The organism is Stenotrophomonas sp. LM091, from assembly GCF_001806305.1.
In the GTDB taxonomy this organism is placed as follows: domain Bacteria; phylum Pseudomonadota; class Gammaproteobacteria; order Xanthomonadales; family Xanthomonadaceae; genus Stenotrophomonas; species Stenotrophomonas bentonitica_A.
On the sequence record NZ_CP017483.1, the window covers coordinates 1,562,899 to 1,581,750 of the forward strand.

Sequence of the window (18,852 nt, forward strand, 5' to 3'; positions counted from 1 at the left end):
AACGGGCATTGTAGGCCCAAGGAGCGGCGGCACGCGCTGGCGTGCCGCGGGCAGTGGAAGGCTCAGTCCTTCACGATCTGCGGCGCCCCGAAGCCCAGACCGGCAATCCGGCCGGCAAGTTCCGAGGCGCTGGCATGGTCGGGGGCCGGCACGCGCAGGCGCCACAGGGTGCGCCCGCCACTGACGATGTCGCTGATGCTGGCCCCGGCGATGCCCGCCGAGGACAGCTGGCCGAGCGCGCGGGTGGCGTTGTCACGGCTGGCGAAGCTGGCGACCTGCAGCAGCACGCTGCCGAGCACCTGCTGGGAAAGCGTTGCACCGGGGGCCGGTGCCGGGCGTGCCGCGGGTGCGGCGGCGGGCAATGCGGCCACCGCCACCGGCGCACTGTTGACGCTGGCAGCCTGGGTGGTGGCGGGCTTGCCGGTGGCAACGCGCACACCGTTGTCGCGCATCCAGTGATCGAAGTTGTCGGCGTTGCCCGGCTTGGCCGAATCGGCCACGCGGTAGCGGTACTTCTCGCCGGCCGGTTTGGCGGCAGCGGTCGCCGTGGCGGCCGGCAGCTTGCCGACCAGCGCATCCATCTCGCTGGCACTGCGCACGGCAGCGGCGGGCGCGGAGGCGGAGGCGGCGGCAGCCGCAGCGGCGGCGACCTCGCGGCGCTCGCGGCGGCTGGGCTTGTCGACCATCAGGTTGTCATCCCCCGGTGCCAGCGCACGCACCTCCACGTTGCCGGTGCCGCGCTGGGTGATGCCCAGGCGCACGGCGGCGGCATAACTGAGATCGACCACGCGCCCATCGTGGAACGGGCCGCGATCGTTGACGCGCACGATCACCGATTCGCCGTTGTCCAGGTTGGTCACCCGGGCAAAGCTCGGCAGCGGCAGTGTCTTGTGCGCGGCGGTGAAGGCGTACATGTCGTACACCTCGCGGTTGGAAGTCAGGCGGCCGTGGAACTTGGCGCCATAGTAGGAAGCAGTGCCCTTCTCGGCGTAGCCGCGGGTCTTGTCCATCACCTGGTACTGCTTGCCCAGCACGACGTACGGCGATTTGTTGCCGATCGGCGAGCGCGGCAGATCGACCACTTCCGGCTCGGGGATGCAGGCCACGTTCGGGATGTAGGTGGGGGTGCTGTCATTCACGCCCGGCTTGTACAGACCGCCGGCGCGGTAATCGCCGCGCGTGCTGGGATCTTCAGCAGCCGCCTTGTAGGGAGAGCCTTCCGGACAATGCGCCGGACGCCCGCCCTTGCCCTGCACCACCGCGGCGGACGGCTTGCTGCTGCCGGCGCTGCTGGCACCGGGTTTCTTCGGCGCACTGCTGCAGGCGGCCAGTGCCAGTATCAACAGACCCGGGATCAGCCATCTGGAGCGTGCGATCGTGTTCATGCCGGCGGCAACTCCTGTCCAGCAATGGCCTGGGACAGCTGGTACACGGCCATCGCATACATTTTCGAGAGGTTGTAGCGGGTAATGGCGTAGTAGTTCTGGAAGCCCAGCCAGTACTGCTTGCCGGTGCTGCCTTCCAAGGTGATCGGGGTGGCGGTCAGGCCCGCGGCGACCGGCACGCTGGGCTGGTACCCGCGCTGGGCCAGCTGCGACAGCGTCCAGGTCGGCGCCCATTCGGTCGGATTGAATTCCTCGCGACCGGCCTGCAGCGTGGCCGGCACGGCCACCGGGCCACCACGGACCCAACCGCCCTTCTTGACGAAGTAATTGGCGATCGACGAGAACACGTCGTCGTAGCTGTTGAACAGATCGCGGCGGCCATCGCCGTTGCCGTCCACCGCATAGTCCAGATAGCTGGAGGGCATGAACTGGCCCATGCCCATCGCGCCGGCGTAGCTGCCCTTGATCGCGGTGATGTCCAGCTTTTCATCGCGGGTCAGCGCGAACAGGCGCGACAGCTCGTCGCGGAAGAACAGCTCGCGGCGCACTTCACGTTCAAGCTTGGCCGGGTCGCCGCTGCGCGGGTACTTGAAGGCCAGTGTGTACAGCGCATCGAGCACGCGGTAGTTGCCGGTATTGCCGCCGTAGCTGGTTTCCACGCCGATGATCGCCACGATCACCTCGGCCGGGACGCCGGTGCGCTGCTGCACGCGCATCAACTCATCGCGGTGCTGGGCGAGGAATTTCTTTCCGCCCTCGATCCGCGCCTGGCTGATGAACATCGGCCGGTACTCGTTCCACGGTTTGACCCGCTCGGCCGGGCGCGACATCGCGGCGATGATCGGATCACGGATCTGCGCCTGGGCAAGTGTCGCCTCGATCTGCGAGGCCGGAATGCCGTAACGGGCGGCGGTATCGCGCACGAAGTTGGCGCGGGCCACCTCGAAGGGCACCGGGGTCAGATCTACCGGGGCGGCGTTGGCCCCAGCTGCCTCCGGGGCAGCTTCGGCCGGACCCTTGCTGCCGGGGGCCGGCGTGACGGGAACACCCGAGGCCTGCGGCGTCGGTGAAGGAGTCTGCGGCTGGGTCGCACAAGCGACCAAACCGAGCGTGAGCATGCAGGCCAGGGAGCGTCGAATCATCGCGGCAGGTTAGCAGGTCATGGATGAATTAAAACCCCTAAGACCATGAATCTCAACGGATTGCCCGAGTTTCTCCACGGCCGTTAAGGCCATGTGTAGACAGGCGCATTACCGGCGCCCATTCATGTATTGGTGCAGGGGGGCGCCACGATCGCGGCGGTACCGGTGTGCGGCACGGCCCGCCGCCGGGCGGCCGGGGCAGCCCAGCAAGGGCGGCCACGCAACGCACGTCTCACTTTTGGAAGTTGGTAGGGACGGCACAAGAGGTTCGCCGGTTGCGTCCCCATCCCCGCAGACGCAACCGGCCAAACCGGACCTGATCGGCAGCGGCGCGGCGCGCATCTCCCCAGCGCGCGCTTCGCCCCTCTGCCTGTGAGGTCAACTACTCCCCGCCAGACTCCCCCTCCGCGATGCTTGGCTCAGCGCGTCGTTGTTGGCGGGCCGCCATTGTGCAGGCCGTTTACGACAAGTCCATTGATCGAGATCAAGTCACTTCATATCTGTGCGCCACTTCTCACTTTTGCCCGCGCGCGTTGACTACGTGTGCACCTGAAACCGTTTCCCCATGGGTGCCCGCGCAAAGGCTGCGCAAACCTCGCTCATGTGGCATGCACCGGCTGGTGCTGTCGTGCGGCCATGACCAGCCCGAAACTGGCCAGCAGCGAGACCGCCGAGGTGCCGCCATAGCTGATCAGCGGCATCGGCACGCCCACCACCGGCAGCAGGCCGGAGATCATGCCGCCGTTGACCAGCACATAGACGAAGAACACCAGGCCGGTGGTGCCCACCAACAGGCGCGAGTAGCCACAGCGCGATTGGCTGGCGATCCACAGGCAGCGCGCGGTGACGAACAGGAACAGGCTGAGCACCACTGCCACGCCGACCCAGCCGAACTCCTCGGCCAGCACCGAGAAGGCGAAGTCGGTGGTGTACTCGGGCAGGAAATCCAGCGTGGCCTGGGTCCCCTGCCCCCAGCCTTTGCCGTGCATGCCGCCCGAGCCGATCGCGATCTTGGACTGGATGATGTTCCAGCCGGTGCCCAGCGGATCGTTCTCCGGGTACAGGAAGGTCAGCACACGATCCTTCTGGTACTGGCGCAGCAGCCCGAACCACGCCAGCGGCGCAGCGACCGACAGCCCGCCCAGGGCCACGGCCATCCACCACCAGCGCAGGCCCGCCAACAGCAGCGCGAACACCCCGCTGGCGGTCACCAGCGTGGCGGTGCCGAGGTTGGGCTGCAGCAGGATCAGCACGGCGGGGCCACCGATCAGCACCGCGGCGGTGAGCACCGCACGCGGCCGCGGCGGCAACGGCTGTTTGTGCAGGTACCAGGCCATCATCATCGGCAGGCTCAGCTTGAGCAGCTCGGAGGGCTGCAGGTAGAACACGCCCAGGTTCAACCAGCGCTGGCCGTATTTGCCGGTGCCCACCACATACACCGCCAGCAGCGGCAGCAGGGACAGGGTGTAGATCCACGGCGACCACGCGCGCAGTTCCACCACCGGCAGCCGCGACAGCCCCCACAGGGCGGCAAGCCCGGCGCCGTAGCGCATCGCCTGCGCATGCACGGGCCCGTCCACGCTGTGCAGCACGGCCAGGCCGGCCACCATCAGCAGGCACAAGGCGCCCAGCAGCGGCAGGTCCAGCGTGCGGAAGAAGAAATGGAACACGGCGCGTGCGCGCTGCAGTAGTTCGACCATGCGGACGACTCCTGTGGATGACGCGACGCACAGCAGGAGGCGACACGGCGAACAGAAAGCGGACCCGCGATGCGGGCCGGCGCGAGCGCAGGACCGTAACACGCGTGGGCACCCCAATCCTTAGCCGACACGTACCGCCGGTGCGCGGCGTACGCATCGCGCGCACTCAGCCGTAGCCGCCGTGCACCGGATTGTGGCGACGCACGGCCATCACCAGGCCGAAGCCGGCCAGCAGCGATACCGCCGAGGTGCCGCCGTAACTGATCAAGGGCATCGGCACGCCCACCACCGGCAACAAACCGGAAATCATGCCGCCGTTGACCAGCACATAGACGAAGAATGCCAGCCCGGTCGCGCCGGCCAGCAGCCGTGAATAGGTATCGCGCGACTGCGAGGCGATCCACAGGCAGCGCCCGATCACCACCAGGTACAGGGCGAGCACGATGGCCACGCCGATCCAGCCGAACTCTTCACTGAGCACGGAGAAGGCGAAGTCGGTGGTCTGTTCGGGAATGAAGTTCAGGTGCGACTGCGAGCCCTGGCCCCAGCCCTTGCCATCGAAGCCGCCTGAGCCGATCGCGATCTTGGACTGGATGATGTTCCAGCCCGCACCGAGCGCATCGCTCTCCGGGTCCATGAACATCATGATGCGGTCCTTCTGGTACGGGCGCAGCAGCCAGAACCAGGCCACCGGCGCGGCCGCGGCAACCCCGCCGACCGCCACGCCCACCCACCACCACGGCAGCCCGGCCAGCAGCAGCACGAACGCGCCACTGGCGGCGATCAACACGCCGGTGCCGAAATCCGGCTGCAGCATCACCAGCCCGGTCGGCACGCCGATGATCACCGCACTGGTCAGCACCGTGGAGAAACGTGGCGGCAGCGGCATGCGATGCAGGTACCAGGCCACCATCATCGGCAGGCTGACCTTGAGCAGCTCGGCCGGCTGCAGGTAGAACAGCTTCAGATCCAGCCACTGCCGGCCGTACTTGCCGGTGCCCAGCACGAACACGGCCAGCAGCGGAATCATCGACACCGCGTAGATCAGGGGCGTGGCCGAGCGGATGCGCAGGATCGAGACCCGCGAAATCGCCCACATCGCGGCCAGGCCGACCGCGAAACGCGCGCCCTGCGCGAACACCAGGCCGTCGCCACCGGCGCTCTTGAGCACCGCCAGGCCGATCAGCATCAGCGCGCCCAATGCCAGGCAAAGCACCCAGTCCAGCGAGCTGCTGAAGCGGACGGCCATATCGACCGCCCAGCGCAGGAAGACCTTCATCGGGGCCGCTCCGGTGCGGTCGGGGGCGCGGTGGCACTGGGCACGGGCGCGCCGGGTTCCGGCGCAGGAGCAGGCGCAGGCACGCCCACCACGACCGGCAGCAGCTCCAGCGCAGCGACGGCGGCATCGCCGGCCTCGCGGGCCGCGCCATCACCACCATCGAAGGCGGTGATGCCGATCGCGGTCGTGCCGCGCTCGCTGTCCAGCGGTTCCAGGCCGTCGGGCATCTTGCCGAGCAGCCAGGCATCGAAAATCTTGCGTGCGATCGGTGCCGCCGCCGAGCCGCCGTAACCACCGCCCTCGACCGCGATCGCCACCGCGATGACCGGGTTGTCGGCCGGCGCGAAGCCCACGAACAGTGCGCGGTGGCGCAGGTGCAGTGGCAGGCTGCGCGGGTTGACCGCGGCCGTGCCACGGCGGCTGATCACCTGCGCGGTACCGGTCTTGCCGGCCATCACATACGGCGCGCCCGCAGCCGCACGCGCACCACTGCCGCCCGGCTGCATGGTGCCCATCATGCCCTCGCGCACCGCCTGCAGATTGCTCGGCGTGGGGCTGATCGGCTTGCTTTCGCCCGGCGGCGTTGCGGTCCAGTCCGCGTCGAAGCCGGCCCGCTGCTGCATCACCAGGTGCGGCTGGCGCAGGTGGCCATCGGCGATCCCGGCCACGCCATGCACCAGCTGCAGCGGAGTGACCTTCCAGTCGCCCTGGCCGATGCTGACGTTGACCGTGTCGCCGGGATACCAGCGTTCTTTTCTCGATTTGTACTTGGCCGCCGGCGAAGGCAGGATGCCGCCGATCTCGCCGGTCAGGTCGATGCCGGTCGGCGCACCGAACCCGTAATAGCCCATGTAGTGGTCAAAGCGTTCGATGCCCAGATCCAGCGCGAGCTTGTAGTAGTACGTGTTGACCGACTGGGTGATCGACTTGCGCAGATCGGTCCAGCCATGCCCGCCACGGTTGGCATCGCCCCAGCCGCGCGAGGTGCCCGGCAGATAGAACATGCCGGTGGAGAGGATCTTGTCCTCCGGCCGGCGCACGCCACTGTCCAGCCCGGCCAGGCCGATCAACGGCTTGATCGTGGAGCCCGGCGCGACGCCGCCCAGCACCAGGCGGTTGAACTGCGGCCGCGACGGGTTGTCGTTGAGCGCCTTGAAATCGGCGTGCGAGATGCCGTTGACGAACAGGTTGGGGTCGTACGAGGGCAGGCTGACCATCGCCAGTACCTCGCCGGTGCGCGGGTCCATCGCCACCGCTGCGCCCTCGAACTCGCCGAAGGCGGCGACCATCGCACGCTGCAGATCGGCATCGATGGACAGCCGCAGGTCGCTGCCGGACTGCGCCGCGACCCGGCCGATGGTGCGGATCGCGCGGCCCTGCACATTGGTCTCGACCTGCTCGTAACCGACCTTGCCGCGCAGCTGCTGCTCGTAATAGCGCTCCAGCCCGGACTTGCCGATGTGGGTCAGTGCGGCATTGCCCTCGCCCAGCATCTCCAGGTCTTTGTCATCCACCCGGCCCACGTAGCCGATGATGTGCGCGAACAGATCGCCATAGGGATAGCGACGGGTCAGGTACGGCTCCAGCTCCACGCCGGGAAAGCGCCAGCGGTCCACCGCGAAGCGCGCCATCTCCTCATCGGTGACGCGCAGCTTGAGCGTGACCGGCAGGAAACTGCGGCGTGCCTTGCGCGACTTGTTGAAGGTCTCGATGTCTTCCGGGCTGAGCGCGAGGATCCTGGACAGGCCGGCCAGGGTGGCGTCCATGTCCTTGACCTTGTCCGGGGTGATGTCCAGGCGGAACGCCGGCACGTTCTCGGCCAGCAGCCGGCCGTTGCGGTCGTAGATCATCCCGCGCCCGGGCACCACCGGCCGCGGCTTGATCCGGTTGGCCTCCGAGCGCGTGGCGTAGATGTCGTGGTCCATCACCTGCAGCTTGAAGTACCAGCCGCCCAGCCCGATCAGGCATACCAGCACGCCCAGGAAGCCCAGCGCGGCGCGGCGCCGGAACTGTTCTGCCTCGGCATGCGGATTCTTGGCCTGGCGGCGCATGTACATGTCAGCGCCCGCGTCGCCCGAAGCGCAGCGCGTCCAGCAGCACGAACACCAGCGGCCACAGCGCCATGCCCAGCAGCGGCGCCCACCAGTACGACCACGGCAGGGTCGGCTCGCCCACCACGATGTGCACCACCGCGCTGACGATTCGGTCGTTGAACAGCAGCCCGCCGATCGCCAGGATCTGCTGGGACATCGGGAAGAAGCGGATCCGCGCGCGGAAGCGCTGCAGGATGAAGGTCAGGATCACCAGCCGCAGCGCCTGCTCGCCCAGCACGCCGCCATACAGCAGATCGGCGATCACGCCGCTGGCGAAGGCGATGCCCAGCCCGACCCGGTCCGGCGTTTCAATCACCCAGTAGGCCAGCACCAGCGCCAGCCAGTACGGCCGCAGCGGCTGCAGCAGGGCCGGCAACGGCAGCAGGCCGAGCAGCAGCGCTACCACCAGACTGACCGGCAGCACCCAGGGTTTGTCGCGCAGGCGGCTCATGGCCGGTTCTCCACGGGTTCGGCCTGCCGGGCATGGCTCGGCACTACCGTGGATTCGGCTGCGGCACGGCGCGGAACGGTCACCGGTACCGGTGCGGCCGGACCGGGCCGGTTGGCCTGTGGTGCATTGGCGGGCGCCGCCGCAGGTGCCGTCGTGGCCGGGGATGAACCCGCCGGAGTGGTACTGGCCGGCGCGGCGGTGCCGGCCGGCGTGCCCTCCTGCAGCGGCGCGGCGGCCGGGCCACCGGCTTCCCCGGCATCACGGCGCAGGTTCGGCGGCAGGTGGATTGCTTCACCCGGGCGCAGCAGCAGCACGTCGCGGCCACGGTCCAGCTGGGCGGCCGGCTTCAGTTCGCCGACCAGGAAGGCATGGGTGTCATCCGGACGCAGGGCGGTGATGCTGCCGACCGGGAAGCCGGCCGGGAAACGACCGCCCAGCCCGGAGGTGACGATCTCATCGCCGACTTCCACCCCGGCACTGAGCGGGATGTCACGCAGTTCCAGCGTGTCGCCGCGGCCGTAGACGATCAGCCGCACGCCGTTGCGGGCCACGGTCACCGGCACGGCATGGTCGGGGTCGGTGAGCAGCAGCACGGTCGCGCTGTTGCCGGTGGTGGCGATCACCTGGCCCATCAGGCCGCCGGCGTCGATCACCGCCTGGCCGACATGCACGCCATCGCGGGTGCCGGCCGCCAACACCAGGCGCTGGCGCACCGGGTCCAGGTCGATATCCAGGATCGGCGCGAGCTGCACATCCAGGCCACTGCGCTCGGCCACGTTGAGCAGTTCGCGCAGCTGGGCGTTGTCCAGCGCGGCGGTCTGCAGCCGGGTCAGGCGCGCGTTGGCGATGAGCAGCTGGTTGCGCAGCTCGCGGTTCTCGCTGACCAGCTGGCCGTGGCTGGCCGCATTGTCCTTGACCTGGGTACCGAGCCGGCCCGGCAGGCCGGCCAGCGCCCACACCGGCTGCACCAGCACGTTGGCCTGCGCGCGCAGGCGCGACAGCCAGCCGGCCTGGTCATCGAGCACGATCAGGGTGATGGCCAGGGCCAGGTAAGCGAGCAGGCGCAGCGGACTGGCGGCATCGCCCTGGCGGGAGGCTACGGGAGGACCGGCGTAAGGCGGCACAGGCGTCGACTGGGAAAAGTGTGGGTGAAGCGCGTTGCAGCACAGCGCAGCGGGAACAGCATGCGAGAACGCCCCGGCGAGGCGATGCCCGGTGAGCGGGGCCCACCGGCATCACGCCGCAGAGGCGCGTCCACGATACACGGCCGGTACGGCTTACTCCGGCGCAAAGAACTCGTTGCCGTGCATGTCCACCAGCTCCAGCGCACGACCGCCACCGCGGGCCACGCAGGTGAGCGGGTCATCGGCCACCTGCACGTGCAGGCCGGTCTCTTCGGAGATCAGGCGGTCCATGTCGCGCAGCAGGGCGCCACCACCGGTCAGCACGATGCCGCGCTCGGCGACGTCGGCACACAGTTCCGGCGGGGTCTGCTCCAGCGCCAGCTTGACCGCGCTGACGATGCCCGACAGCGGCTCGTGCAGGGCTTCCAGCACCTCGTTGGAGTTGATCTTGATCATCTTCGGCACGCCCTCGGCGAGGTTGCGGCCGGAGATTTCCATCTCGATCACTTCCGCCTGCGGGTAGGCGCAGCCCAGCTCGACCTTGATCCGTTCGGCGGTGGCTTCACCGATCAGCATGCCGTGGTTGCGGCGCACGTAGTTGGTGATCGACTCGTCGAAGCGGTCGCCACCGATGCGCACGGAGGCCGAGTAGACGATGCCGTTGAGCGAGATGACCGCCACTTCGGTGGTGCCGCCGCCGATGTCGATGACCATCGAGCCACGCGCCTCGGTGACCGGCATGCCGGCGCCGATCGCGGCAGCCATGGGCTCTTCGATCAGGAACACATCACGCGCACCGGCCTCCTCGGCCGATTCCTTGATCGCGCGGCGCTCGACCTGGGTCGAGCCGGCCGGCACGCAGACCAGCACGCGCGGGCTCGGGCGCAGGAAGCGCGACTTGTGGACCTTCTTGATGAAGTGCTTGAGCATCGCCTCGGTGTAGGTGAAGTCGGCGATGACGCCGTCCTTCATCGGGCGGATGGTGGTGATATGGCCCGGGGTACGGCCCAGCATCTGCTTGGCTTCGGCGCCTACGGCAGCCACGGAACGGGTACCACCGATGGCACGGTCCTGGCGCACGGCCACGACCGACGGCTCGTTCAGCACGATCCCCTGCCCACGCACGTAGATGAGGGTGTTGGCCGTGCCCAGGTCGATGGACAGGTCATTGGAGAACATGCCACGCAGTTTCTTGAACATCTGGGAGTTGATCCTGAGGGGTGTCGCGCCCAACGCGGGATGGCGAAAAAATGGGCAGAATTCGAGGCCGACAAGCCTAGCAATCCCCCTGTGCGCGAGCAAGGACAAATCTGGCCGAAAGCCAGCCTTCACGGCCATTCAGGCCAATCCGGACAGCCCGGGTTCTGGCCCAAAGCCGCCTCACCCGTTAACCTTTGCGCCGCAGGGCGCCGCAGGGCGCCGTTTCGTTGCCCGCCCGACGGGCCTCAAACCCCCTTCCGCATAGGCCTTACTCGATGTCCGCTTTGATCTGTGGTTCTCTTGCCTTCGACACCATCATGGTGTTTCCGGACCAGTTCAAGAATCACATCCTGCCGGACAAGGTGCACATCCTGAATGTGTCGTTCCTGGTGCCGCGCATGCGTCGTGAATTCGGCGGGTGCGCCGGCAACATCGCCTACAACCTGTACCTGCTGGGCGGCGAGCCGATCCCGATGGGCACCGTGGGCTCGGACTTCGGCCCGTACCGGGAGTACTTCCAGGGCCTGGGCATCGACCTGAGCCGGGTCAAGGTGATCGATGAGCTGTTCACCCCGCAGGCGTTCATCACCACCGACCACGACAACAACCAGATCACCGCCTTCCACCCGGGCGCGATGATGCGCTCCTACGAGAACCACGTGAAGGATGTGCCGGGCGTGACCCTGGGCCTGGTCGGCCCGGACGGGCGCGAGGGCATGATCCAGAATTCGCAGGAGTTCTTCGACGGCGGCGTGCCGTTCATCTTCGACCCGGGCCAGGCCATGCCGCTGTTCAACGGCCCGGAGCTGCGCACCTTCATCGAGCAGGCCGACTATGTCGTGGTCAACGACTACGAGTCCAACCTGCTGCAGGAGCGCACCGGCTGGGATGAAAAGGAGATCGTGAGCCGGGTCAAGGCCTACATCACCACCCGCGGGCCGAAGGGCGCGGTCATCCACACCCCGGAAAAGACCTATGACATCCCGCCGGCGCACGAGCGCCGCGTGGTGGACCCGACCGGCTGTGGCGATGCGTTCCGCGCCGGGCTGATCTACGGCATCGAGAAGGGCTATGACTGGCTGACCATCGGCCGCATGGGCAACCTGATGGGCGCGCTGAAGGTCGAGCACCCGGGCACCCAGAACCAGCGCTTCACCTTCGATGAGTTCAATGAGCAGTTCAAGCAGCAATTCGGCTACGCGCTTAGCGTTTGATCGCATTGCGATCAAACGCGGCCCACGATTCGCCAAAGCGAATCGCGGGTCCCAATTGCATTCCACCTTATCCCCCGCCTTCGGCGTGCCCCCTTGAACAACAAGGGGGCTCCTCTCCAGAGGGCCATCGGGGGGATTGGGTAGAGCCGGGCCATGCCTGGCTGCTTTCCGGCTCCGCCGCGCGCGGGTTGTGCGGCAGGTACTTGTCCGGGGCGATCAGGCCGGAACCTGCTTTCCTTCCCACGCCGCCAGCACCTGCCCGCAGTCGGCCAGGTGCCAGCAGGCCATGCCCGGCCAGGGGTTGTCCGGGGTGTTGACCAGCAAGGTGCGGGTGCCGGCGGCGCGGCCGCATTCCAGGTCGAAGCGATGGTCGCCGACCATCACCACCTGGGATGGAACGGCCTGCCAGCGCTCAACGAAGTACTGCAGCCCGACCGGCGACGGCTTGGGCTCGGCTTCGTCGCGGCCGATGATGTCCTCGCGGGCAAAGATGTCGCCGATACCGATCGCCTGCAGGGTCACATCGGCGAGTTCGCGCGCGTTGCGGGTGAGGATGCCCAGCCGGCAGCCCGCAGCGTGCAGCGCGCGGACCAGCGCGACGGCGCCGGGGGCGGCCTGCGCCTGCCTGGCCAGCGCGCGTTCGTGTGCGAGCAGCCAGGCATGCTTGGCCGCAGCCTCCTGCACCGGCAACGCAGCGAGGTGGGTCAGGATGTCGTCGTCCGCTGGAATCGCGAGCTCGCGTTTGATGCGCTGGAAATCATGCACCGCGATGGTCAGCGTGCCGTCCATGTCGAACACCCAGTGACGGATCGCCGCAAGCCCGCTCACTTCCACCACTGCGGCATCCTGCTCGTATCCACGCCACCGGTTTCGAACACGGCCGTGCGCGTGCCACCGGCCTTGACCGGGAACTCGATGCTGATCACCTTGGCCTTGCGCGCCAGGTTCCACAGCGCTTTCTGGTCGGTGATGAACATCGCGATCGCCTCATCGGTGTCCGGGCGCCAGGCGGCCATCGAGACCGGCTTGCCGTCATCGACGGTCACCTTGACCTGGCATTTCGGGCAGCGGAAATCGCCGGCCTGCAGCACCAGGTAGGCATGCCGCTTCCACTCGGGATGATCGCGGAACACCAGCTGCACCGGCTTGGCGCCGCTGCCATCCACGTCCACGCGTTCCTTGCTGTAGATCTGCGCAGAGGACTGGATGCCCTTGGTACCGACCGGGATCTGGTTGTACTGCCACAGGGCCTGCAGCCGGCGCGTTTCGCGCGCGGCCTCGGCCTTGGCCTTGACCTCGGCGTAGCCCGGTTCGATCCGCGCGGCGACATCGGTGTCCTTGTACTGGTCCAGCAGCGAGCCACCGTGGATGCGGGCACGCTCCCAATCCTGCGCGGCGACGGCCATGTCGTACTGCTTGGCCACGCCTTCGGCCTTTTCTTCCTGCTGCGCCTTGGCGGCGGCCGCGGCGGCCTGCTGCGCCTGGCGTTCGGCTTCGGGGTTGCTGCAGGCGGCCAGCGCGAAGGCGCAGGCTGCTACCAGGATCAGTCGTTTCATCGCGTGCTCCGTGTTGGTCGATGGCGCACAAGGCGCCTGCGCCTACTTTATCGCCAAGCGGTGCATGCCAGCGTCGCCGCGATGGCGGCCTGCCTTACTTTGCGGTCGGCTGTCCTTCGCGCCACCAATGGGTGGACGGTGCCGGTGCGCGGATATCCAGGCGTTCTCCCATGTGTGGCGCGGTCAGCGGCACGCCCTGCGCCTGCGCCAGCGCGGTGATGCGCTCGAAGGGTTCGGTCCACGGGTGCAGCGCGAGGTCGAAGGTGCCGTTGTGGATCGGCATCAGCACCTTGCCACGCACATCCAGATGCGCCTGCAGGCTCTGTTCGGGCTGCATGTGCACGTCCGGCCAATCCGCGCCGTAGGCACCGGTTTCAATCATGGTCAGGTCGAACGGGCCGTAACGTTCGCCGATCCGGGCAAAGCCATCGAAGTAGCCGGTGTCGCCGCTGAAGAAGATCCGGGTCTGCCCCGTATCGATCACCCACGAGGCCCACAGCGTGCGGTTGCCGTCGGCCAGGGTGCGTCCGGAGAAGTGCTGGGCCGGCGTCGCGACGATCTTCAGGCCTTCCACGCGGGTGTCCTGCCACCAGTCCAGCTGCACGACCTTCGCCGCCGGTACGCCCCAGGCGATCAGGCGGTCGCCCACGCCCAGCGCCGTGACGAAGTGCTGCACCTTGGGTGCCAGCGCCTGGATCGCGTCGTGGTCGAGATGGTCGTAATGGTCATGCGAGATGATCACGCCGGTGATCGGCGGCAGTTCGTCGATCGTGAGCGGCGGCGCATGGAAGCGCTTGGGGCCCATGAACGACATCGGCGAGGCACGCTCGGAAAATACCGGGTCGGTCAGCCAGAAGTGCCCGTCCAGCTTCATCAGCATCGTCGAATGCCCCAGCCGCCACAGGCTGTCGTCCGGCGCATCGAGCAGGGCCTGGCGGGTCAGGGCCTGCACCGGGATCGGCGCCAACGGGCTGGCGTCGGCCGGCTTGTTGAACAGGAAGCGCCACATCACCCCGACCGTGCGGAAGAAGCCGAGATCGGTCTTGCCGGTGGGGTTGTGGAAGCGCCCGTCGCCGAACTGGGGCGACTGGTCATAGGCGGCCGCCGGGCGGGCACCGCAGGTCAACAGGCCAATGGACATGGCGATCAACACCGTCAGAAGGAGGAGGATGCGAGGCAGGCGACGTTTCATGCGGGGCGTGCCCAGAAAAGTACACCGGCGAGTTTACTTGCCTTTTTCGAAAAGTAAACTGAACGGTGTAAAATGGCCGCATGAGCCCCTCCGACCGCCCCACCCGCCTGACCGACCGCAAGCGTGCGGCCATCCTCGAGGCAGCGGTGGCCGAGTTCCGCGCGTTCGGTTTCGCCGGCACCAGCATGGACCGCATCGCGGCCACGGCCGAGGTCTCCAAGCGCACCGTCTACAACCACTTCGCCAGCAAGGACGAGCTGTTCACCGCGATCCTGTGGCAGCTGTTCGAGGCCAGCCAGGCGCTGGATGTCGTGCCCTACGATCCGGCACGGCCGCTGCGCGATCAGTTGCTGGTCTTCGCGGCCCGGAAGATGCGCCTGCTCGACGACCCCGGCTTCATCGATCTGTCCCGGGTGGCGATGGCCGAACTGGTGCACACGCCCGAACGGGCGCGCGCGATGATGGACAAGCTGGCCGAGAAGGAAGAAGGCCTGACCGGCTGGATCCGCGCCGCCCAGGCCGATGGCCGGCTGCGCTCGGAGATGCCGCCAGCCGAAGCTGCGCATCAGTTGCAGGCGATGCTCAAGGCCTTTGCCTTCTGGCCGCAGATCACCTTCGGCCAGCCACCGCTGACACCGGCGCAGCAGCAGCAGGTGATGCACGACTGCGTGGACATGTTCCTGGCGGTGCGCGCGCTGTGAGCACTGCCGCCCAGGCATGAAAAAACGGCGGGTTTCCCCGCCGTTTTTCGTTCAACCGATACGTGTGGCGATTACGGCTTGGCCGCGCCCGCCTCGGCCTTGTCCAGCATGTCCTGGACCGAACCGGTGGTGATCGGGTGGTAGCCCGGCTTGGCCTTGGCGAAGGCCGCCTTGGCGAAGGCCAGGCCTTCCGGCGTCTTCACCAGTTCGGCGTAGATCGGCATGATCAGCTTGCGGCGACCGACGCGCTCGATGAACGCACCGGCGGCTTCGTTGGCCTCGCTGTAGCCACTGCGGATCGTCAGCGGGTACCAGCGCATCGCGATCTCGCCGTTGGCGGTGCCGGTGAAGTGGTACGCCTTGTCCAGCGCGGCGAGCTTCTCCACCGGCAGGGTCTTGCCCAGGCCGTCGATGAAGTGCACCCATTCCTGGGTGCCCCACTCGCCGGTGATCTGCGCGTTCGGCAGCGTGTTGCTGCCCTGCCAGGCGATGCGGGCGGTATCGACGATGGAGAAGTTGCGCGAGCGGGCCTTGGTCGCGAACGACGGAATGCCCGGCTCGTCCAGCCACGCCTTCAGCTCGGCATCGGTGACGGCGCCGGGCTTCTTGGACAGCAGGTTCTTCTTCAGGTACTCGATGAACTGGTCGGTGTTCGCGCTCTGGAAGGCATGGTCATCGAACCAGCCACGCAGGAACGGGTCGAAGGTCTCGCGGCCGAAGCGCTGTTCCAGGAACTGCAGGAACCACGCACCCTTGACGTAGGCGACCTGGCTCAACGCCTCGTCCGGGTCACGCTCGCTCAGCGGCGGCAGCGCCAGGGCCTGGTCGGCCGGGCTCATGTCCTTCACTTCGGCGAGCAGATCGTTCTGGTCGATCTCGCGCTCCATCTCGGCCATCTCCTGGCCATACAGCGCCTCGGTGATGCGGCCCTGCACGTAGGTGGTGAAGCCTTCGTTGAGCCAGATGTCCTTCCAGCTGGCGTTGGTCACCAGGTTGCCCGACCAGCTGTGTGCCAGTTCATGGGCGACCAGCGAAACCAGCGACTTGTCGCCGACGATCACGGTCGGGGTGGCGAAGGTCAGGCGCGGGTTTTCCATGCCACCGAACGGGAACGACGGCGGCAGCACCAGCATGTCGTAGCGGCCCCAGCGGTACTCACCGTAAAGCTTCTCGGCGGCGCTGATCATCTTCTCGGTGTCTTCGAACTCCTTGGCGGCCTTGCCGACCATGGTCGGTTCGGCCCACACGCCGGAGCGGCCGGAGATCGGCTCGAACACCAGGTCGCCGGCGGCGATGGCCAGCAGGTAGGACGGGATCGGCTGCGGCATCTTGAAGGTGTAATCACCGTCACGCGCAGCCTTGGGATCGTTGTCGGCGCTCATCAGCACCATCACGTCCGGGCGCGAGGCCACGTGCGCGCTGTAGGTGAAGCGCACGCTCGGGGTGTCCTGCAGCGGCACCCAGGAACGGGCGTGGATCGCCTGCGACTGGCTGAACATGAAGGGCAGCTTCTTGCCCTCGGTCATCGACGGCTCCAGCCACTGCAGGCCCGAGGCGGTCGGCGCGGTGTGATACGTGATCACGACCTTGGCCGGCTGGTCCGGCGTCTCGATGCTCAGCTTGCTGCCGAACACCTTGTCGGCCGGCGCCAGTACGAACGGCAGCGGCGCGGTCTTGCCGTCGGCGGCGATCGCCTCGACCTTCTCCACGGTCAGCTCGCGGGTGTCCAGCACCAGCTGCTTGGCCGCCTTGTCCTTCCACTCCAGCGTGTAGGTCGCGGTGCCGCCGATCTGCTTGCTGTCGAAGTCCAGCTTCAGGTCCAGCGCGATGTCCTTGACGACGACCTTGTCCGGCTCGGCGTAGGAGCTTTCATCGTGGCTGCGGCTGTCGGCTTTCATGGCAGTGCTCGCCGGGGCGTTGGCAGTGGGATCGACGGTCGGAGCCGCCGGTTCTTTGGAGCAGCCGGACGCCAGGGCGACGGCCAGGGGAATCAACAGGAACGGAGATCGCATGAATCGGGACCGATCAGGGTGAAACGACCAGTTTACCCCCTGTCTCCGGCGCCCGCGCAGGCCATGCGTGGCGGTTCGCGCATTCAGTCCTCGGCGCGCAGCAGCCGCCCGCCCCCGGCGTACTTGGCCCGGTACATGGCCGCATCGGCGCGCCGGTAGGCCTCGCGCAGGTCATCACCAGGGCGATACCGGGCTGCGCCGGCACTGGCTTTGACCGGCGGCTCGCCAGCGCGCGCCGGTGCCGCCAGCTGTGCGAGCCAGCGGGTGACCCGCTCGCCGGCCTCGTTGCTGTCGGCGTGTACCGCCAGCAGGAACTCATCGCCGCCCCAACGCCCGATCCAGTCCGGGCCGCGCAGCCACTGCCGCGCGGTCTCCACCAGCCGCACCAGCACCTGGTCGCCGGCCAGGTGGCCGTGGGCGTCGTTGATCGGCTTGAGGTTGTCCAGGTCGACCACGAACAGGGTCAACGGGCGGGCCTGTGCGCTCGCCCACGCTGCCGAATCGGCCAGCGCCTGCTCGCAGCCGCGCCGGTTCAGGGCCTGGGTCAGCGGATCGAGCAACACGCTGCGGCGCAGATCGCGCAGGCCGGCGTCGACCCCATGCAGATTGCGGTTGATGCTGCGCAGCAGCCGGCCGATCTCGTCATGGCCCAGGTCGGGCAGGTGCGGCAGGCGCTGCTCGTCGTAGTAGGCCTCCAGCGCATCGGCCGCCTGCCGCAGCGGCGCCATCAGGCGGTACAGCGCCATCATCGCGATCGCGGTGCCGAGCAGCGTGGCCAGCAGCACCACGCCGACCACGGTCCACATCACCCCGCGCGCATAGTGGCCCGTCGCAGCCATCCACAGCAGCAGGACCAGCAGCGGGACGTGCAGGCCGAGGAACACCACCGCCATCAGCTTGGCGGTGAATGAGCGGGGAAATACGCGGGCAAGCCCGCGGTACAGGCGCATGGCAGGCCCTCTTCGACAGCCTGCCTGCAGTGTGGCCGAGCCCCCTCAGCGGGAACCGGACCGCTGTCTCAAAGTTTGTAGCCGGAGTGAATCGAAACGATGCCGCCGGTCAGGTTCTTGTAGTGGCAACGCTCGAACCCGGCTTCGGCCATCATGGCCTTGAGCTGTTCCTGCGGCGGATGCTTGCGGATGCTCTCGGCCAGGTACTGGTAGCTGTCGCCATCGCGCGCGAACAGCTGGCCCAGCTTGGGCAGGATCTTGAACGAGTGGAAATCGTAGATCGGCTTGAACCAGTCGGCGGTGACTTCGGAGAACTCCAGCACACGCGCCTGGCCGCCCACCTTGAGCACGCGGTGCATCTCGCGCAGGCCGGCTTCCTTGTCGGTGACGTTGCGCAGGCCGAAGGCGATCGTGACCAGATCGAAGCTCGCATCCGGGAACGGCAGCGCCTCGGCGTTGCACTGCACGTAGTTCAGGCCCGCGACCAGGCCGCGGTTGGTCAGCCGGTCACGGCCGACGGAGAGCATGCCGGCGTTGATGTCGCCCAGCACCACTTCACCCTCATCACCCACCCGCTCCTTGATCAGCGCGGCGATGTCGCCGGTGCCGCCGGCCAGGTCGAGCACGCGGTCGCCCGGCTTCACCTGCGCGGTGGCCACGTAGTAGCGCTTCCACGCCCGGTGGATGCCCAGGCTCATCAGATCGTTCATCAGGTCGTAGCTGCGCGCGACCGAGGTGAACACTTCGCCCACCAGCTTCTGCTTGTCCTTCGCAGCGACGTCGCGGAAGCCGAAATGGGTGGTGCCAGTCTTGTAGGGGGATTCGCTCATGGGGACGATTATCGCACCGCCGG

Annotated in this window: 16 protein-coding genes; 2 read left to right on the forward strand and 14 right to left on the reverse strand. The window is 67.7% G+C overall.

Annotated elements, in window-relative coordinates; all coding sequences use genetic code 11:
* Positions 1 to 62: 62 nt before the first annotated feature.
* The 8 genes from BIZ42_RS06820 to BIZ42_RS06855 all read right to left on the reverse strand — a co-directional run bounded on the left by BIZ42_RS06820 (position 63) and on the right by BIZ42_RS06855 (position 10,374).
* Entirely contained in the window at positions 63 to 1,385 is a 1,323-nt protein-coding gene (locus BIZ42_RS06820; RefSeq protein ID WP_070425953.1) for a septal ring lytic transglycosylase RlpA family protein, read from the reverse strand.
* A complete protein-coding gene (mltB, locus tag BIZ42_RS06825) occupies positions 1,382 to 2,527 on the reverse strand; it encodes a lytic murein transglycosylase B (protein WP_070425954.1) in 1,146 nt (381 codons plus the stop codon). The genes BIZ42_RS06820 and mltB overlap by 4 nt, the downstream gene beginning before the upstream one ends.
* A 599-nt stretch (positions 2,528 to 3,126) precedes the next feature.
* Complete coding sequence (gene rodA, locus BIZ42_RS06830; protein ID WP_070425955.1) at positions 3,127 to 4,227, reverse strand: rod shape-determining protein RodA; 1,101 nt, start codon at positions 4,225 to 4,227, stop codon at positions 3,127 to 3,129.
* A 166-nt stretch (positions 4,228 to 4,393) separates the two neighbouring features.
* Positions 4,394 to 5,506 carry a rod shape-determining protein RodA gene (gene rodA / locus BIZ42_RS06835; protein ID WP_019186040.1) on the reverse strand — a complete coding sequence of 371 codons (1,113 nt, stop codon included), beginning with the start codon at positions 5,504 to 5,506 and terminating at the stop codon, positions 4,394 to 4,396.
* Positions 5,503 to 7,563: a penicillin-binding protein 2 gene (gene mrdA, locus BIZ42_RS06840; RefSeq protein WP_070425956.1), complete on the reverse strand. Its 2,061-nt coding sequence runs from the start codon at positions 7,561 to 7,563 to the stop codon at positions 5,503 to 5,505. Before mrdA ends, rodA (BIZ42_RS06835) begins: the two co-directional genes overlap by 4 nt.
* A gap of 1 nt (position 7,564) precedes the next feature.
* On the reverse strand, positions 7,565 to 8,050 hold the full coding sequence (mreD, locus tag BIZ42_RS06845) for a rod shape-determining protein MreD (RefSeq protein ID WP_019186042.1): 486 nt from the start codon (positions 8,048 to 8,050) through the stop codon (positions 7,565 to 7,567).
* Positions 8,047 to 9,174, reverse strand: a complete 1,128-nt coding sequence (gene mreC, locus BIZ42_RS06850; protein ID WP_070425957.1) for a rod shape-determining protein MreC — start codon at positions 9,172 to 9,174, stop codon at positions 8,047 to 8,049. Before mreC ends, mreD begins: the two co-directional genes overlap by 4 nt.
* A gap of 153 nt (positions 9,175 to 9,327) precedes the next feature.
* A complete protein-coding gene (locus BIZ42_RS06855; RefSeq protein WP_019186044.1) occupies positions 9,328 to 10,374 on the reverse strand; it encodes a rod shape-determining protein in 1,047 nt (348 codons plus the stop codon).
* Between the two features lie 275 nt (positions 10,375 to 10,649).
* Here BIZ42_RS06855 and BIZ42_RS06860 point away from each other — a divergent pair, with 275 nt between their 5' ends.
* Complete coding sequence (locus tag BIZ42_RS06860; protein WP_070425958.1) at positions 10,650 to 11,588, forward strand: carbohydrate kinase family protein; 939 nt, start codon at positions 10,650 to 10,652, stop codon at positions 11,586 to 11,588.
* A 216-nt stretch (positions 11,589 to 11,804) separates the two neighbouring features.
* Here BIZ42_RS06860 and BIZ42_RS06865 read toward each other — a convergent pair whose 3' ends face one another.
* The 3 genes from BIZ42_RS06865 to BIZ42_RS06875 all read right to left on the reverse strand — a co-directional run bounded on the left by BIZ42_RS06865 (position 11,805) and on the right by BIZ42_RS06875 (position 14,285).
* The gene (locus tag BIZ42_RS06865) at positions 11,805 to 12,377 is read right to left on the reverse strand and encodes an HAD family hydrolase (protein ID WP_083279925.1); all 573 of its coding nucleotides are present in this window, start codon (positions 12,375 to 12,377) and stop codon (positions 11,805 to 11,807) included.
* Between the two features lie 35 nt (positions 12,378 to 12,412).
* The gene (locus tag BIZ42_RS06870) at positions 12,413 to 13,144 is read right to left on the reverse strand and encodes a hypothetical protein (RefSeq protein ID WP_046274248.1); all 732 of its coding nucleotides are present in this window, start codon (positions 13,142 to 13,144) and stop codon (positions 12,413 to 12,415) included.
* Between the two features lie 94 nt (positions 13,145 to 13,238).
* On the reverse strand, positions 13,239 to 14,285 hold the full coding sequence (locus BIZ42_RS06875) for an MBL fold metallo-hydrolase (protein WP_237393568.1): 1,047 nt from the start codon (positions 14,283 to 14,285) through the stop codon (positions 13,239 to 13,241).
* A gap of 131 nt (positions 14,286 to 14,416) precedes the next feature.
* Here BIZ42_RS06875 and BIZ42_RS06880 point away from each other — a divergent pair, with 131 nt between their 5' ends.
* Complete coding sequence (locus BIZ42_RS06880) at positions 14,417 to 15,037, forward strand: TetR/AcrR family transcriptional regulator (protein ID WP_070425961.1); 621 nt, start codon at positions 14,417 to 14,419, stop codon at positions 15,035 to 15,037.
* Positions 15,038 to 15,108: 71 nt separating this feature from the next.
* Here BIZ42_RS06880 and BIZ42_RS06885 read toward each other — a convergent pair whose 3' ends face one another.
* The 3 genes from BIZ42_RS06885 to ubiE form a co-directional block, all read right to left on the reverse strand.
* The gene (locus BIZ42_RS06885) at positions 15,109 to 17,049 is read right to left on the reverse strand and encodes a M1 family metallopeptidase (RefSeq protein ID WP_070425962.1); all 1,941 of its coding nucleotides are present in this window, start codon (positions 17,047 to 17,049) and stop codon (positions 15,109 to 15,111) included.
* Positions 17,050 to 17,132: 83 nt separating this feature from the next.
* Positions 17,133 to 17,999 carry a GGDEF domain-containing protein gene (locus BIZ42_RS06890; protein ID WP_070425963.1) on the reverse strand — a complete coding sequence of 289 codons (867 nt, stop codon included), beginning with the start codon at positions 17,997 to 17,999 and terminating at the stop codon, positions 17,133 to 17,135.
* Positions 18,000 to 18,067: 68 nt separating this feature from the next.
* Complete coding sequence (ubiE, locus tag BIZ42_RS06895) at positions 18,068 to 18,829, reverse strand: bifunctional demethylmenaquinone methyltransferase/2-methoxy-6-polyprenyl-1,4-benzoquinol methylase UbiE (RefSeq protein WP_019186052.1); 762 nt, start codon at positions 18,827 to 18,829, stop codon at positions 18,068 to 18,070.
* Between the last annotated feature and the right edge of the window lie 23 nt (positions 18,830 to 18,852).

What these genes read in the sequence shown, in the direction of transcription:
- BIZ42_RS06870 (WP_046274248.1), bottom strand. Translation starts at nt 13,144, where the DNA reads ATGAAACGACTGATCCTGGTAGCAGCCTGCGCCTTCGCGCTGGCCGCC.
- BIZ42_RS06855 (WP_019186044.1), bottom strand. Translation starts at nt 10,374, where the DNA reads ATGTTCAAGAAACTGCGTGGCATGTTCTCCAATGACCTGTCCATCGAC.
- BIZ42_RS06875 (WP_237393568.1), bottom strand. Translation starts at nt 14,285, where the DNA reads ATGTCCATTGGCCTGTTGACCTGCGGTGCCCGCCCGGCGGCCGCCTAT.
- ubiE (WP_019186052.1), bottom strand. Translation starts at nt 18,829, where the DNA reads ATGAGCGAATCCCCCTACAAGACTGGCACCACCCATTTCGGCTTCCGC.
- BIZ42_RS06820 (WP_070425953.1), bottom strand. Translation starts at nt 1,385, where the DNA reads ATGAACACGATCGCACGCTCCAGATGGCTGATCCCGGGTCTGTTGATA.
- BIZ42_RS06890 (WP_070425963.1), bottom strand. Translation starts at nt 17,999, where the DNA reads ATGCGCCTGTACCGCGGGCTTGCCCGCGTATTTCCCCGCTCATTCACC.
- mreD (WP_019186042.1), bottom strand. Translation starts at nt 8,050, where the DNA reads ATGAGCCGCCTGCGCGACAAACCCTGGGTGCTGCCGGTCAGTCTGGTG.
- mltB (WP_070425954.1), bottom strand. Translation starts at nt 2,527, where the DNA reads ATGATTCGACGCTCCCTGGCCTGCATGCTCACGCTCGGTTTGGTCGCT.
- BIZ42_RS06880 (WP_070425961.1), top strand. Translation starts at nt 14,417, where the DNA reads ATGAGCCCCTCCGACCGCCCCACCCGCCTGACCGACCGCAAGCGTGCG.
- rodA (WP_019186040.1), bottom strand. Translation starts at nt 5,506, where the DNA reads ATGAAGGTCTTCCTGCGCTGGGCGGTCGATATGGCCGTCCGCTTCAGC.
- BIZ42_RS06865 (WP_083279925.1), bottom strand. Translation starts at nt 12,377, where the DNA reads ATGGACGGCACGCTGACCATCGCGGTGCATGATTTCCAGCGCATCAAA.
- BIZ42_RS06885 (WP_070425962.1), bottom strand. Translation starts at nt 17,049, where the DNA reads ATGCGATCTCCGTTCCTGTTGATTCCCCTGGCCGTCGCCCTGGCGTCC.
- BIZ42_RS06860 (WP_070425958.1), top strand. Translation starts at nt 10,650, where the DNA reads ATGTCCGCTTTGATCTGTGGTTCTCTTGCCTTCGACACCATCATGGTG.
- rodA (WP_070425955.1), bottom strand. Translation starts at nt 4,227, where the DNA reads ATGGTCGAACTACTGCAGCGCGCACGCGCCGTGTTCCATTTCTTCTTC.
- mrdA (WP_070425956.1), bottom strand. Translation starts at nt 7,563, where the DNA reads ATGTACATGCGCCGCCAGGCCAAGAATCCGCATGCCGAGGCAGAACAG.